The sequence below is a fragment of the Anaeromyxobacter sp. K genome, from assembly GCF_000020805.1.
GTDB classification, from domain to species: domain Bacteria; phylum Myxococcota; class Myxococcia; order Myxococcales; family Anaeromyxobacteraceae; genus Anaeromyxobacter; species Anaeromyxobacter dehalogenans.
Map to the genome: position 1 here is coordinate 3,971,270 of NC_011145.1, position 12,901 is coordinate 3,984,170.

The window sequence follows — 12,901 nt, forward strand, 5'->3', positions numbered from 1 at the left end:
TGCGCCGGCGCGGCTCAGGTCAATGCCGTTGACGTATTACAGCCGCCCGGACCGTGAGCGTCAACATGATCGACCCGACGGACCCGCTCGACGACGCGTCCCAGCTCCTGTTCTTCGCGTTCCGCAACCTCACCGCGGAGCCGGACCGGATCCTGGCGGAGCGCGGCCTCTCGCGCGTCCACCACCGCGTCCTGTACTTCGTGCGGCGCGACCCCGGCCTCTCGCCCGGCGACCTGCTGCGCATCCTGCGCGTGTCGAAGCAGGCGCTGGCGCGCCCGCTGCGCGAGCTGCTCGCGCACGGGCTGATCGCGTCGGCGGCGGTACCCGACGACCGCCGGCGCAGGGCGCTCACGCTCACCGCGCGCGGCGCGGCGCTGGAGCGCCGCGTCTCCGGGGCGCAGCGGCGCCTGTTCGCGGGCGCGTTCCGGGCTGCGGGGCCGGCGGCGGCGGACGGCTGGCGCGACATCATGGCGACGCTCGGAGATCAGGCGCCCGCGCGCGCGGCTCGCGCCGGCGCACGTAGAGGAGCTTCTCGACCCGCGCGTGCGGCGTCCCCGTCGCGTCGGTGAGCTCCACCGCGTAGCTCCGGTCCACCGACCGCTCGGTGCGGAGCGCCGCGCGGATCGCGTCCAGCTCGGCCTCCTCGAGCGTGAAGCGGGCCGACAGCGTCCCGCGGCCGGGCTTCAGGAACCGGATGCTCGCGGCCTTGTCCCAGACCACGTAGTCCGGTCCGAGATTCCGGATCAGCATCAGCATGTAGATCGGGTCCACCGCCGCGTACATGCTGCCGCCGAAGATCGTCCCGACGTAGTTGCGCGTGCGCCAGCCGAGCGGCAGCTCCAGCCGGACCTCGCGCCAGTCCGCGGCGATGTAGCGGATCCGGGCGCCCGTCCCGGCGTAGGCGGGGAACAGGCCGAAGGCGAGCCGCTCGAGACGCGTCCGGAGGGACTCTGGCACGCCCCGGGATTAGCGGTCCGGCGCGGCGCGGTCGCGGGCCCGCATGGGCTGCCCGGAAGCGCGAGCGCCCGCCGGGCTCAGGCCGCCCCGCGCCCGCGCGGCTGGCCGTCGACGGTGGGCACGGCGAGGTCGCGCCGGAGCACGGTCACGTCGTTCACCAGCCGCCCCGCGCGCACCCGCGCGCTCGCCATCGGCGCGAACCCCATCCGCTCCCAGAACGCTCGCGCGCGCGGGTTCTGGGCCTGCACCATGAGCTGCACCGCCCGCGTGCCGGCCCCGCGCAGCTCGCGCTCCAGCTCGGCGAGCAGCGCCGCACCCAGCCCGCGGGACCGGGACGCCGGCTCGAACAGCATCAGGCCGATCCAGGTGACCCCGCGCTCGGGCCAGCCGTCGGTCGCGTCGACCAGCCCCGCCAGCGCGCCGCCGCCCGCGGCCACCCCGATCAGCCGCCGGCGGTCGAACCGCGGCGGCAGATCCTGCAGCAGCCACTCCGCCTCGTCGTCGCGCGGCGCGCGGCCGTGGATGAGCGCCCACCACTCGGCGCACCGCTCCAGCAGATCCTGGATGCGCGGCAGATCGCGCGCGCCCAGCTCCTGGAGCTCCAGCCCGGCTGCGCGGAAGTGATCCATCGCGGCCTCGACCCGCGCCGGCGCGGCGTGCGCCGTGCGCCCCGCGCGCGATCGGCCCCGCGCGCGGACCTTCGACGCTATATTCCCACCCATGCCCGTCACCGTCGAGACCGGCTCGACCCTCACGTTCGATCGCTTCTGGCGCTGGCTCAAGCGCCACCCCAACTGCATCCTGCGCGCCGGGACCCCGGACACGTTCCTGTACGATCAGGAGGACCTGCACTGGCACCTCGAGGAGGACGAGGAGCGGGTGCCGGTGGTGCAGCTCTCCCGCGGCAAGCAGACCCTCGCCGAGATCGCCATCGAGGCGCGCGAGGTGCTGTTCGTGCAGGTGCTCCCCGACCCGGACGGCGACGCCGGGCAGTTCCTGTTCGAGCTGATCGGGGGCAGCGGGGACGAGCCGTACCCCGTCTACCACTTCGTCCTCGCGCACGGCTTCGACGAGGAGACCGGTCACCGCGCGCAGCTCAAGCAGTGAGCGGCGTTGCGCCGGCGCCCGCCGGCGGGTATCCTCGTGACGTGGTCCTCCTGAGCGCGATCGCGCGTCGATATTGCGGCCCCTCGTCCCGGCCCGGTGCCCGGACGAGCCCGTGTGCGCGTCGATTTAGCGGCCCTCCGTCCCGGCCCGGTGCCTGGACGGACCCGCTCGCGCGGTGAGCAGGGGCCGCTCCGCACCATCGAGATCGTTCGGGCCGTGGCGGGGGGAGTCGTCGCTCCACCCTTCCATCCACGGGCGCGCCCGCCGCGCGGCGCGCCGCCGCCTCTCGAGGTCCGAACCATGTCGAAGCTCCCCGTCCTGTCCCCCGGCGCGCTGGAGCGCGCGCTCGCCCTCCGCGATCTCACCGACCCGGCGCAGGGTCCGCACGCCGTGCAGCTCGTGCTGCGCAAGGTGGTGGACGCGCTCTCCGGCGCCTGGCGCTGCCCGGTCGCCGTGGAGCGCGCCAGCCCGGTGGTCGCGGTCGCCGACAACTACGACCGGCTCCACTACCCGCCCGGCGGCGCGGCCCGCGACGCGCGCCACACCCGGTACGTCTCCGACACGCACCTGCTCCGCACCCAGACCACCGCCCTGGTGCCGCCGGCGCTCCGCAGGCTCGCCGCGGCGCCGCCGCAGGACGTGCTGCTGGTCTGCCCGGGCATGGTGTACCGGCGCGACGCCATCGACCGCCTCCACACCGGCGAGCCGCACCAGGTGGACCTGTGGCGGATCCGCCGCGGCCCGCCGCTCGGCGTGCACGAGCTGGCGGAGATGATCGCCGGCGCGGTCCGGGCGGTGCTGCCCGACCTCACGCTCTCGGTGGTGCCGTCGCCGCACCCGTACACGCGCGAGGGCCGCCAGATCGACGTCCGCGTGCGCGGCGAGTGGATCGAGATCGGCGAGTGCGGCCTGGTCACGCCCGAGGTGCTCGCCGAGGCGGGGCTGCCCGGGGACGCGAGCGGGCTGGCCATGGGGCTCGGGCTCGACCGCCTGGTGATGCTGGCGAAGGGGCTCGACGACATCCGCCTGCTCCGCTCCGACGACCCGCGCATCGCGGCCCAGATGCAGGACCTCTCGCCGTGGCGGCCGGTGTCGCGCCACCCGCCGGTGCGCCGCGACCTCTCGGTGGCGGTGGCGGCGGACGCGGGCGCGGAGGCGCTCGGCGACCGCGTGCGCGAGGCGCTCGGGTCGCGGGCCGCCGACGTCGAGGACATCGAGGTCCGGTCGGAGACGCCCTGGGAGGCGCTGCCGGAGCCGGCCCGGGCGCGGCTGGGGATGCGCCCGGGACAGAAGAACGTGCTGCTCCGGCTGGTGCTGCGCGCGCTGGGGCGGACGCTCACCGACGAGGAGGCCAACCGGCTCCGCGACGCCGTCTACGCCGCGGTGCACGAGGGCACCGAGCACGCCTGGGCCTGCGGCGCGGTCCCCACCTCCTAGCTTCCGCCCCCGGCGGGGGTGCGGAGGCCCGCGGGCACCCCGCGCCCCGGCCCGGGGCTATCCTGGGACGTCCCAGGAGGCCACGCCGTGCGACTGCCGGAGTACGACCGCCTCGACGCGCTCGGCCTGGCCGAGCTGGTCGCGCGCCGCGAGGTGTCCGCGCCCGAGCTGCTGGAGGCGGCGCTGGAGCGCGCCGACCGGCGCAACCCGTCCATCAACGCCATCGTCGCCCGCTACGACGACGAGGCGCGCGCGCGCGCCCGCGGCCCGCTCCCCGCCGGCCCGCTCCCCGCCGGCCCGCTCTCCGGCGTCCCGTTCCTGCTGAAGGACCTGCTGGCCGCGTGGAAGGGCCACCCGTACACCTGCTCCTCGCGGCTGCTGGCCGGGTTCGTGGCGCCGGAGGACGCGGAGACGGTGCGCCGGTTCCAGGCGGCCGGGCTGGTGCTGTTCGGGCAGACCAACACGCCGGAGCTGGGCGTCATGGGCGTCACCGAGCCGGCGCTGCGCGGGCCGACCCGGAACCCGTGGAACCCGGCGTTCACCTCGGGCGGCTCGTCGGGCGGGAGCGCGGCGGCGGTGGCGGCGCGGATCGTCCCCGCCGCGCACGGCAACGACGGCGGCGGCTCGCTGCGCATCCCCGCGTCCGTGTGCGGGCTGTTCGCGCTGAAGGCGACCCGCGGGCGCGTCACGCTGGCGCCGGCGTTCGGCGAGGCGCTGGGCGGGTTCGCGATCGACGGCGTGCTGACGCGCTCGGTGCGCGACTCCGCGGCGCTGCTCGACGCCATCGACGGCCCGGCCCCGGGCGATCCGTACGCGGCGCCACCGAAGGAGCGGCCGTTCCTCGCCGAGGTGGGCGCGCCGCCGGGGCGGCTGCGGATCGCGTTCACGCGCGAGGGCCTGTTCGCGCGCTCCACCGACGCGGAGTGCGCCGCGGCGGTGGACGCGGCGGCGCGGCTGCTCGCCGACCTCGGGCACGACCTGGTGGAGGCGCGCCCGAAGTTCCCGCGCGACGCGCTGGCGCGGGCGTACCTGGTGACGCTCGCGGCGCAGACCGCGGCCGACGTCGCGCTCGCCGCCCGCCACGCCGGCCGCCGCCCGCGCGCCGGGGACCTCGAGCCGGAGACGGCCGCGCTCGCGGCGGGCGGCCGCGCGCTCTCGGCGCAGGACCTGGTGCTGGCCCGGGTCGAGCTGGAGCAGGCCTCGCGGGGCGTGGCGGCGTTCTTCGAGCGCCACGACGCGCTGCTCACGCCCACGCTGGCGCGCCCGCCGGTCCGGGTCGGGGCGCTGGCGGCGCGCTCGCACGAGCGGCTCGCGCTGCGGCTGGTGGCGCGCCTCGGCTCGCGCCGGCTGCTGGAGCACCTCTTCGACGAGCTGGGCAGCCGCTCGTTCGACGCCACCGGCAACACCATGCTGTTCAACCAGACCGGCCAGCCGGCGATGAGCCTGCCGCTCCACTTCAGCCGCGAGGGCCTGCCCATCGGCGTGCAGGTGGTGGGGCGCTTCGGGGCCGAGGCGACGCTGTTCCGGCTCGCGGCGCAGGTGGAGCAGGCCGCGCCGTGGGCCGGCCGGGCGCCGCCGCTCAGCGCGTGAACGGCCAGACCAGCGGGACGCCCAGGGTGAGCAGCGCCACGATCGCGAGCGTGAGCGGGGTCCCCACGCGCACGAAGTCCGAGAAGCGGTACCGCCCCGCCCCGTAGACCAGCATCGACGCCGGCTCGAGCGGGGTCACGAACGAGCAGGAGCCGGCCAGCGTCACGCCGATCGCGAACGGGCGCGGGTCCACGCCGAGCCGGTGCGCCGCGGCGACGGCGATGGGCAGCATCACCAGCGCGGCGGCCTGGTTGCTCATGGGCGCGGAGAGCACGATGGTGAGCACCACCAGCGCGAGCAGCACGCCGCGCGGGCCCGCCGCCGCCCCCGCCTCCGCCAGCCACTCCCCGAGCAGCCGCCCCGCGCCGCTCGCCTCCATCGCGAGCCCGAGCGCCAGCATCGACCCCACCAGCAGCACCACGCGCCAGTCCACCCGCAGCGCGCGCCGCGCGTCCACGCAGCCGGTGAAGATCATCGCGAGCAGCCCCGCCAGCCCGGCCACCGCCATGGGCAGCAGGCCGGCGGTGCCCACCGCCAGCGCGCCGAGGAAGATCGCCGCCGCGAGCAGCGCCTTGCGCCGGCGCAGCGGCTCCGCGTCCACGCCGCTCAGGACGAGGAGCACGCCGCCGTCGGCCAGGGCGCGGACGCGCTCGCGCAGGCCGCGCAGCAGCAGCAGGTCGCCCGCGGCGATGGGGAGCGCGGCGATGGAGGCGGCGCGGCGGCGGCCGCCCGCGAGGAGCTGCAGCTTGGTGAGGCGCTGCACGGCGGGGCGGCGGTGGATGCCCAGCACCTCCAGCCCGAGCTGCGCCCCGAGGTCCGCGTCGGCCACCACCTTGCCGGCCAGCCGCGAGCCGGGCGGCACCGACGCCTCCACCACCACCGGCGCGTCCGGCGCGCCGGGCGCGGGCGCCGGCGCGAGCTCCGCCGCGGCGCCGGGCGGCGTGCCGCCGGTGCCGAGCGCCACCCCGGGGGCGCCCGCGGCCTCGACGATCTCCTCGCGGCGCCCCTCCACCACCACGCGGTCCTCCGGCGCGAGCACCGCCGCCGGGTCGGGAGGCCGCGGCTCACCCCGGCGCACCACCGCCACCGGCCGTGCCCCGATCGTCGGCGCCACCTCGGAGAGCGGCTGGCCCACGTGCGGCGAGCCCGCCGGCACCGCCACCTCCGACAGGTACGCGCGCTCCGGCACCGCGTCCGGCACCACCGGGCGCGCCCCGCGCCGGAGCAGCGGGCGCGCGAGCAGCACCACCAGCGCGATGCCCACCACGGCGATGGGCAGCCCGAGCGGCGCGAGCTCCACCACGCCGATCCGCCCCAGCCCGGAGCGCGCCATGGCCGCGCTCATCACCAGGTTGGTGGAGGTGCCGAACAGGAGCACCGTGCCGCCCAGCATCGAGGCGTACGCCATGGGCAGGAGCACGTCGCGCTTCGACAGGCCGACGCGCTGCGCGCCGCTCACCGCCACCGGGAGGAACGCGGCGGCGGTCACGGTGTTCGAGACGAAGGCGGAGAACGCGGCCACGGTGACCAGCAGCGCGACCAGGAACGCGACCGGGCCGAACCGGCCGAGCACGGTGAGCCGCTCCCCCACCGCGTTCACCACCCCGGTGGCGGCGAGCCCCTGCGTCATCGCGAGCAGCGTGAAGATGAAGATCACCGTGTCGTCGGAGAACCCCGAGAACGCCTGCTTCGGCGTGAGCACGCGCGTCGCCGCGAGCAGGCACACCACGAGCAGCGAGGTGACCTCGACCGGGACCCACTCGGTCCAGAAGAGCACCAGCGCCAGGAGCACCGTGCCGAGCACCAGGGCCGCCGCCACGCGCCGTCCCCCTGCTCACGCGCCGGCGGGCGCGGCCGCGTCGCCAGCGCCCCGGTCGCGCACGAACTGGAGCACCACCAGCGCCACCACGTGATCGAGCTCGACCTCCATGCGGCGGACGTCGGCGGGCTCGACGCCCTCCGGCCCCGCCACCCAGGCGTCGAGCAGGCACTCGCGGAGCAGCCCGAGCTCGCCGATCACCTCCACGAGGTCGAACCCCTGCGAGAGCCGCTCGATGGCGTGGTGGTGCCCGAACGCGTCGCGCTCCTCGTCGGGCGCGCCGCCGTGATCGAGGCGGTCGGCCAGCCACCGGAGCAGCTCCGGCACCTGGTCGAAGAGCGCCGGCCCGGGCGCCTGCGCCGCGCTGGCGAGCGTCCGCACCCCCGCCTCCCAGGTGGCCAGCACCTCGTCCTGGGTCTCCCGGATCCGCTCCGCCAGCCGGCTCCCCACGCGCGCACCTCCTCGGCAGAGGATGTCCACGCGGCGCCGCCCGGGTCGCCGGGTCCCGGGCGGTGGCTCAGCGGGGGGCGGAGAGGCCGGGGCCGAGCTCGCCCGCGAGCGCCTGCAGCGCCTCGCGCGTCCCGGGGCCCTCGAGCGCGCGCGCCGGGGCGCGCCGGAGCAGCGCCGCGGCCAGCTCGGCGGAGCCGTCCAGCCAGGCGCTCACGCCGAGCGATGGGCTCCCCTCCTCGCCCAGCAGCACCAGGCCGGCGTGCGCCCGCCAGCGCTCCACGCGGACCTCGCGGATCCGCGACCACGGGAGCAGCGCGGCGGGGCGGCCGCGCAGGCGCAGCTCGAGGCCGTCCTCGCCGAGGCGGAAGGCGCGGCCGGAGCGCAGCGCGCTCGCCGCCAGGAACGCCACCACCAGCGCGACCAGGCCCGCCAGGCCGAGGCCGGCCGCGCCCGGTTGCTCGCGCACCGCGCGCACGGCCACCGCGCCGAGCGCGGGCGCGAGCAGGAGCGGGAACGCGAGCCGGCGGGCGATGCCGGCGCGCAGGAGGGTGGCGCCGGACGCGTCGCGCGGCGCCCGGGCCCGCGGCGGCCGGCGCACGGCGAGCATCAGCAGCGCGAACCAGCCGAAGAGCGCCGCGGCCTGCGCGGCGAGCGCGACGTCCGGCCGCCCGCTGCCGCGCCCCCACAGCACCGCCGCGCCCACCCCGAGCGCGACCGCCGCGACGGCCAGCGCCACGCGCCGGTTCTCCTTCCAGGGGGGCCAGGCGGCGCGGCGGCGGCGGGCGAGCGGCATGGGCGCGGAGTCTAGCAGCCGCGGTTCCCGGACCGGCGTGGAACGTGGCAAGCTCCCGGCATGGAAGCGGCGCTGAACCGGCTCGAGGCCCGGGTCCTCGTCTACGTGATGGAGCACGTCCCCGCCGCGGGCGGCGGGCGCGCGGTCGAGGTCGCGCTCGAGCCGGAGGGCCCGCGGGCCGTGTTCGCGTCGGCACCGCTCGCGCCCAGCCCGGGCGCGGCGGTGGTGTTCACGCTCGGCCGGACCGGCCGCCGCGTGGTCGCCACGCTCACCGACGCGGACCCGATGGTGGTGGGCGCGCTGCTCGCGCGCGTGGAGCGGGTGGCGCCGGCCGGCGACGCGGTCCGGATCCTCCCGTTCGCCGACCCCGCGCTGGCGGAGGCCGGGCGCGCCGGGGTGGCGCTGCTCCCGCCGAGCGCCGGCCGCTGGTTCCCGGACCTGCCGGACGCGATCCGCTTCGACGCGGAGCTGGTGCAGGTGTCGATGGCCGCGTTCCTCTCGCCGCAGGAGCTGGCGGAGGCGCAGGCCCACGGCCCGGCGGCGCTGCTGGCCGCGTTCGGGCGCGGCGAGCGCGACCTCATCCGCTTCGGCGCGCGCCCGCGAGGGTGAGCTCCCCGGCGGCCGGCAGCCCCGCCAGCGCCCGCACCACCTGCACCACGCCCTGGCCCAGCCGCGGCGGGACGTACCCGCCCTCCAGCACCGCCGCGATCCGGTCGCAGCCCGCGGCGGCGCACCGCGCCACCAGCGTCCGCGTCATCGCGTGCAGGTCGGCGGGCTCGAGGTGCAGGCCGCCCTCCGGGTCGCCCTCCAGCGGGTCGAAGCCGGCCGAGAGCAGCACCAGGTCCGGCTGGAACTCGCCGAGCGCCGCCGCCAGCCCCTCCTCGAAGAGCCGACGCTGCTCGGGGGCGCGCGTGCCGTGCGGCACCGCCACGTTGCGGGTGGTCCCCTCGCCCGCGCCGGCGCCGCGCTCCTCCGGCGCCCCGGTGTGCGGGTAGTGCGGCCACAGGTGCACCGAGAGCACGTAGACGGCGGGGTCCTCCCAGAAGATCGACTGCGTGCCGTCGCAGTGGTGGACGTCCCAGTCCACCACGAGCACCCGCCGCGCCAGCCCCGCCGCCTGGACCGCGCGCGCCGCGATCGCCACGTTGTTGAGCAGGCAGTACCCGCCGCCGCGGTCCGCCCAGGCGTGGTGGCCCGGCGGCCGGACCAGCGCGAACGCCGCCTCCGCCTCGCCGCGCGCCACCCGCTCGGCCGCCTCGATGGCCGCGCCGGCCGCTGCCACCGCCGCGCGCCAGGAGCCCGCCGAGACCGGCGTCTCCGGCTCGAGCCAGTCCAGCATCCGGGTGCGTGCCGCCGCCTCCACGTGGGCGCGCACGCGGGCGAGGTGCCCGGGCGTGTGGACGCGCAGCAGCGCCTGCTCGGTCGCCCGCGCCGCCTCGACGCGCACCAGCACCTCCGGCCCGAGCGCGGCATCCGCCGCGAGCGCCTCCAGCGCGGCCTCGAGCCGCGCCAGGCGCTCCGGGTGTCCGGGGCCGGGATCGTGGGCCTGGCAGTCGGGGTGTGAGACGAGGAGGACGCGCCGAGGCATGGTTCGGCGCGCACCATACTCCCGGCGAGCGGGCGGGGGAACCCCGGCCGGCCCGTGCGCGCGTTTCACCGTTCGTCACAAGGGCCGTCCACCGATCGCCCGCGCGCGCCGCCCACGATCGGGTCGCCACGCCGAGGGCGCTCGACGCCGCCGCGCGGCGGTGCGCCTGCTGGGGAGCCGGAGGTGGCCCATGGGCGTCCCCTTCACCTCGCAGCAGCTCCTCGACGCGTTCGAGCAGTTCAACCGCGCGATCTGGCCCATGCCGCTCGTCGCCTACGCGCTCGCGCTCCTCGCGCTGGTGCTCGCGGTGCGCGGCGGGCGGGGCGCCAGCGCCGCGACCGCGCTCGTGCTCGCGTTCCTGTGGGCGGCGGCGGCCGCCTTCCACGCGAGCGCCCTCGCGCGCGCGTCCTCGCTCGCGCCGGCGTTCGCCGCGGCGTTCGTGGTGCAGGCGGTGCTGTTCGCGATGGCCTCGGCGCGCGGCTGGCTGTCGTTCCACGCCCGGCCCGGCGGGCTCACCACCGCGGGCCTGTCGCTCATGCTGTACGCGGCGGCCGTCTACCCGCTCGTCGGCGCGCTCGCCGGGCACGCCTACCCCCGCGCGCCCGCGTTCGGCGTCACGCCCTGCCCGAACACGATGTTCACGCTCGGGCTCCTCCTGCTCACCGACCGCCCGGTGCCGCGCCGCCTGCTGGTGATCCCGTTCCTGTGGTCGCTCGTGGGCATCCCGGCCGCGCTCGACCTGGGCATGACCGAGGACCTCCCGCTGCCGTTCACCGGCGTGCTCGCCACCGGCCTGCTGCTCGGCCGCGATCGCCCGCGGGTCCACCGCCGCCCCGCGGCCGGGGGCGCGGGCGCGCGTTGACCGGCGCGAGCGCCGCGTGCTTCCATCCGGCCATGCTCACGCACAAGACGTTCTTCGAGGGTCAGGTCCAGAGCATCGGGTTCGAGCGCAACGGCCGCCGGCAGACCGCCGGCGTGGTGGACGCGGGCGAGTTCCACTTCGGCACCGAGGCGCCGGAGCGCATGACCGTGGTCTCGGGCGAGCTGTGGGCGCGCCTGCCGGGCGAGGCCGGGTTCCGCGCCTTCCCCGCGGGCACCTGCTTCGAGATCCCGGGCCGGAGCGGCTTCGACGTGAAGGCGACCGCGCCGGCGGCCTACGTCTGTGAATTCCTCTAGAGCGCGGCTGCGCCCTCGCCCCGCCGGGCGAAGCTCGCCGCGGCGCTAGCTCCCGCGCGCCGGGCTCGAGCGCGCGCCGCGCAGCAGCTCCTTCACGACGTGCGCGCCGAGCGCGCGCAGCCCATCCTGGAGCAGCGCCCGGCCCGGCCCGGCCGCGAGCGTGGCGCGCATCGACTCCGGGGCGATGCCGATCTCCAGATCGAGCCGGACCAGCGCGGCGGAGACCGCCGGCGTCGAGGGCGCCGGCCGGGCGCGGCCGCCGCGCGTCACCACGCCCGCGGAGAGCCGGTCCATGAGCGCGTCCTCCGAGGTGCGCGGCCCCTGCGCGTCGCGGAGCGCGTCGGACACGCCGGCGTAGAGCTCGTCGAGCGCCGCCGGCGCGGCGAGCGCGCGCGAGAGCCGGTCGGTGGCCTCCTCCTCGTCCACGCCGCGCGCGGCGGCGTACGTGGGCACGAGGAGGCGCACGAGGTCCTTGCGCGGCAGGACGCCGGGGAGGCGGCGGGAGAAGTGGGCCACGCGACACAGTTAGCACGCGCCGGCCGCGGCCGCAGCCCGCCCCCGGCGCGCCCCGGGCGTGGCCGCGCCCGTCACATCGCCCGCGTCGGCGCATCGGTCCGGGGAGCCCCTTCACGTGAGGTGACCATGGCCCCCGCCGCGCGCCCGACCCCTGCCCGCCCGTTCCCGATCGCGCTGCTCGCCGCCGCGGCCGTCGCCGCCGCCGGCTGCCGGCACGCGCCGGCCGCGCGGGGCGCCGCCGCGAGCCCGGCTGCGCCCGCCCTCGGGGCCGCCGCTGGCGGCGCCGCGCCCGGGGATCCCGGCGACCCCGGCCTCCCCTACCTGCGCGCCTGGCTCGCCGCCCGCGAGGGCGATGCCGACGGCGCCCTGGCGCTGCTCCGGTCGCTGGACGAGGCCGGCTGGTCGAACGGCATGGATCCCGCCGACTTCCCCGAGCTGGCCGGGCGGCCCGAGCTGGAGGCCCTCGCGGCCCGGTTCGCCGCGCGCGTCCCCAGGACGCCGCAGGCGCCGCTCGCGGCCACGCTCTCCGACCCGGGGCTGGTGGCGGAGGGCATCGCGGCCGACCCGCGCGACGGCGCGCTCTACGTCGGGAGCATGCGGCTCCGGAAGATCGTGCGGGTCGATCCGGGCGGATCGGCGCGCGACCTCGTGACGGACGGGGTGGACCAGGTGCTGGGGATCAAGGTGGACGCCGCGCGCGGCCTGCTCTGGGCGGCCTCCCTCGCGCGCGCGGACGCGGCCACCGGGACGCCGGCCCGCACCCGCCTCCTCGCGTTCGACCTCGCCACCGGCGCCGCGCGGCGGAGCGCCGGGCTCGACGGACCGGGCCACATGCTGAACGACCTCGCCGTCGCCGAGGACGGGACGGTGTACGTGACCGACAGCGAGGGCGGCGAGGTGTGGCGGCTCGATCCCGGCGCCGCCGCGCTGGTGGCCGCCGGCGGCGGGCGGCGCTGGGTCTACGCGAACGGGATCGCCTTCGCCGAGGGCCGCCTCCTCGTCGCCGACGCGACCGGCCTGTGGGACCTGCCGCGCGACGGCGGCGCGCCCCGCCGCCTGCGCGGGCCGGCCCGCTTCCCGCTGACCGGCATCGACGGCCTCGCCGCCGCGGGCCGGACGCTCGTGGCCGTCCAGAACGGCGCCGGCTTGCCGCGCATCGTCCGCCTCGAGCTCGAGCCGGGCGCCGCCGCCGTGCGGGCGGCCGAGGTGCTCGAGACCGCCAACCCCGGCTGGCACGTGCCCACCACCGGCGCCCTGCTGCCCGGCGCGTTCGTCTACATCGGCAACAGCCACGTGGACGGGTGGAAGGACGGGAAGCTCGCGCCCGCCGGGATGGAGCCGACGCGGATCTACCGGCTGCCGTGGTGAGCGCACGCGAGCGCCTGCGACGGCGCGGAATTCCCTCTTTTCCGCTGCCCACTTCCGGCGCCTTCCGCCTGTCACCCCCGCCTGCTAGACATCGGGCCCG

15 protein-coding genes are annotated in these 12,901 nt (G+C 78.0%); 8 read left to right on the plus strand and 7 right to left on the minus strand.

All coding sequences use genetic code 11. The features are described 5' to 3' along the window. Window positions 1–53 precede the first annotated feature (53 nt). Complete coding sequence (locus tag ANAEK_RS17680) at window positions 54–569, plus strand: MarR family winged helix-turn-helix transcriptional regulator (protein WP_232288264.1); 516 nt, start codon at window positions 54–56, stop codon at window positions 567–569. Here the strand turns inward: ANAEK_RS17680 and ANAEK_RS17685 are convergent. Both ANAEK_RS17685 and ANAEK_RS17690 read right to left on the minus strand, forming a co-directional pair. Continuing rightward, window positions 466–957, minus strand: coding sequence for a DUF4442 domain-containing protein (locus ANAEK_RS17685; RefSeq protein ID WP_012527493.1), 492 nt, complete (start codon window positions 955–957; stop codon window positions 466–468). The genes ANAEK_RS17680 and ANAEK_RS17685 overlap by 104 nt on opposite strands. Before the next feature lie 77 nt (window positions 958–1,034). Continuing rightward, window positions 1,035–1,586: an N-acetyltransferase gene (locus ANAEK_RS17690; RefSeq protein ID WP_012527494.1), complete on the minus strand. Its 552-nt coding sequence runs from the start codon at window positions 1,584–1,586 to the stop codon at window positions 1,035–1,037. A 91-nt stretch (window positions 1,587–1,677) separates the two neighbouring features. Between ANAEK_RS17690 and ANAEK_RS17695 the strand changes: the two genes are divergently transcribed. The 3 genes from ANAEK_RS17695 to ANAEK_RS17705 all read left to right on the plus strand — a co-directional run bounded on the left by ANAEK_RS17695 (window position 1,678) and on the right by ANAEK_RS17705 (window position 5,091). Beyond that, window positions 1,678–2,064, plus strand: coding sequence for a hypothetical protein (locus ANAEK_RS17695; protein WP_012527495.1), 387 nt, complete (start codon window positions 1,678–1,680; stop codon window positions 2,062–2,064). A gap of 300 nt (window positions 2,065–2,364) precedes the next feature. Further along, window positions 2,365–3,501, plus strand: coding sequence for a hypothetical protein (locus tag ANAEK_RS17700; protein ID WP_012527496.1), 1,137 nt, complete (start codon window positions 2,365–2,367; stop codon window positions 3,499–3,501). Between the two features lie 87 nt (window positions 3,502–3,588). After that, window positions 3,589–5,091: an amidase gene (locus ANAEK_RS17705; RefSeq protein WP_012527497.1), complete on the plus strand. Its 1,503-nt coding sequence runs from the start codon at window positions 3,589–3,591 to the stop codon at window positions 5,089–5,091. On the opposite strand, the gene ANAEK_RS17710 is transcribed toward ANAEK_RS17705, so the two are convergent. The 3 genes from ANAEK_RS17710 to ANAEK_RS17720 form a co-directional block, all read right to left on the minus strand. Further along, window positions 5,081–6,910: an SLC13 family permease gene (locus ANAEK_RS17710; RefSeq protein WP_012527498.1), complete on the minus strand. Its 1,830-nt coding sequence runs from the start codon at window positions 6,908–6,910 to the stop codon at window positions 5,081–5,083. The two genes, ANAEK_RS17705 and ANAEK_RS17710, sit on opposite strands and share 11 nt — an antisense overlap. Window positions 6,911–6,925: 15 nt before the next feature. Continuing rightward, a complete protein-coding gene (locus tag ANAEK_RS17715; protein WP_012527499.1) occupies window positions 6,926–7,360 on the minus strand; it encodes an RsbRD N-terminal domain-containing protein in 435 nt (144 codons plus the stop codon). 67 nt (window positions 7,361–7,427) lie between these two features. Continuing rightward, window positions 7,428–8,153 (minus strand): hypothetical protein, encoded by a 726-nt coding sequence (locus ANAEK_RS17720; protein ID WP_012527500.1) that lies wholly within the window; start codon window positions 8,151–8,153, stop codon window positions 7,428–7,430. Between the two features lie 60 nt (window positions 8,154–8,213). Here ANAEK_RS17720 and ANAEK_RS17725 point away from each other — a divergent pair, with 60 nt between their 5' ends. Beyond that, a complete protein-coding gene (locus tag ANAEK_RS17725; protein ID WP_012527501.1) occupies window positions 8,214–8,762 on the plus strand; it encodes a hypothetical protein in 549 nt (182 codons plus the stop codon). On the opposite strand, the gene ANAEK_RS17730 is transcribed toward ANAEK_RS17725, so the two are convergent. After that, window positions 8,731–9,741, minus strand: coding sequence for a histone deacetylase (locus ANAEK_RS17730; protein ID WP_012527502.1), 1,011 nt, complete (start codon window positions 9,739–9,741; stop codon window positions 8,731–8,733). The genes ANAEK_RS17725 and ANAEK_RS17730 overlap by 32 nt on opposite strands. 190 nt (window positions 9,742–9,931) lie before the next feature. Between ANAEK_RS17730 and ANAEK_RS17735 the strand changes: the two genes are divergently transcribed. Both ANAEK_RS17735 and ANAEK_RS17740 read left to right on the plus strand, forming a co-directional pair. Further along, the gene (locus ANAEK_RS17735; protein WP_012527503.1) at window positions 9,932–10,603 is read left to right on the plus strand and encodes a DUF6064 family protein; all 672 of its coding nucleotides are present in this window, start codon (window positions 9,932–9,934) and stop codon (window positions 10,601–10,603) included. Between the two features lie 32 nt (window positions 10,604–10,635). Further along, a complete protein-coding gene (locus ANAEK_RS17740; RefSeq protein ID WP_012527504.1) occupies window positions 10,636–10,917 on the plus strand; it encodes a pyrimidine/purine nucleoside phosphorylase in 282 nt (93 codons plus the stop codon). A 45-nt stretch (window positions 10,918–10,962) separates the two neighbouring features. Here the strand turns inward: ANAEK_RS17740 and ANAEK_RS17745 are convergent, their stop codons facing one another. Next, on the minus strand, window positions 10,963–11,433 hold the full coding sequence (locus ANAEK_RS17745; RefSeq protein WP_012527505.1) for a hypothetical protein: 471 nt from the start codon (window positions 11,431–11,433) through the stop codon (window positions 10,963–10,965). Between the two features lie 126 nt (window positions 11,434–11,559). On the opposite strand from ANAEK_RS17745, the gene ANAEK_RS17750 reads away from it, so the two are divergent. Continuing rightward, window positions 11,560–12,801: an SMP-30/gluconolactonase/LRE family protein gene (locus ANAEK_RS17750; RefSeq protein WP_012527506.1), complete on the plus strand. Its 1,242-nt coding sequence runs from the start codon at window positions 11,560–11,562 to the stop codon at window positions 12,799–12,801. The last annotated feature ends 100 nt before the right edge of the window (window positions 12,802–12,901 follow it).

Excerpts from the sequence above, each read along its gene's own strand:
- ANAEK_RS17690 (WP_012527494.1), bottom strand. The coding sequence starts at position 1,586 with ATGGATCACTTCCGCGCAGCCGGGCTGGAGCTCCAGGAGCTGGGCGCG.
- ANAEK_RS17695 (WP_012527495.1), top strand. The coding sequence starts at position 1,678 with ATGCCCGTCACCGTCGAGACCGGCTCGACCCTCACGTTCGATCGCTTC.
- ANAEK_RS17700 (WP_012527496.1), top strand. The coding sequence starts at position 2,365 with ATGTCGAAGCTCCCCGTCCTGTCCCCCGGCGCGCTGGAGCGCGCGCTC.
- ANAEK_RS17720 (WP_012527500.1), bottom strand. The coding sequence starts at position 8,153 with ATGCCGCTCGCCCGCCGCCGCCGCGCCGCCTGGCCCCCCTGGAAGGAG.
- ANAEK_RS17725 (WP_012527501.1), top strand. The coding sequence starts at position 8,214 with ATGGAAGCGGCGCTGAACCGGCTCGAGGCCCGGGTCCTCGTCTACGTG.
- ANAEK_RS17730 (WP_012527502.1), bottom strand. The coding sequence starts at position 9,741 with ATGCCTCGGCGCGTCCTCCTCGTCTCACACCCCGACTGCCAGGCCCAC.
- ANAEK_RS17735 (WP_012527503.1), top strand. The coding sequence starts at position 9,932 with ATGGGCGTCCCCTTCACCTCGCAGCAGCTCCTCGACGCGTTCGAGCAG.
- ANAEK_RS17740 (WP_012527504.1), top strand. The coding sequence starts at position 10,636 with ATGCTCACGCACAAGACGTTCTTCGAGGGTCAGGTCCAGAGCATCGGG.
- ANAEK_RS17750 (WP_012527506.1), top strand. The coding sequence starts at position 11,560 with ATGGCCCCCGCCGCGCGCCCGACCCCTGCCCGCCCGTTCCCGATCGCG.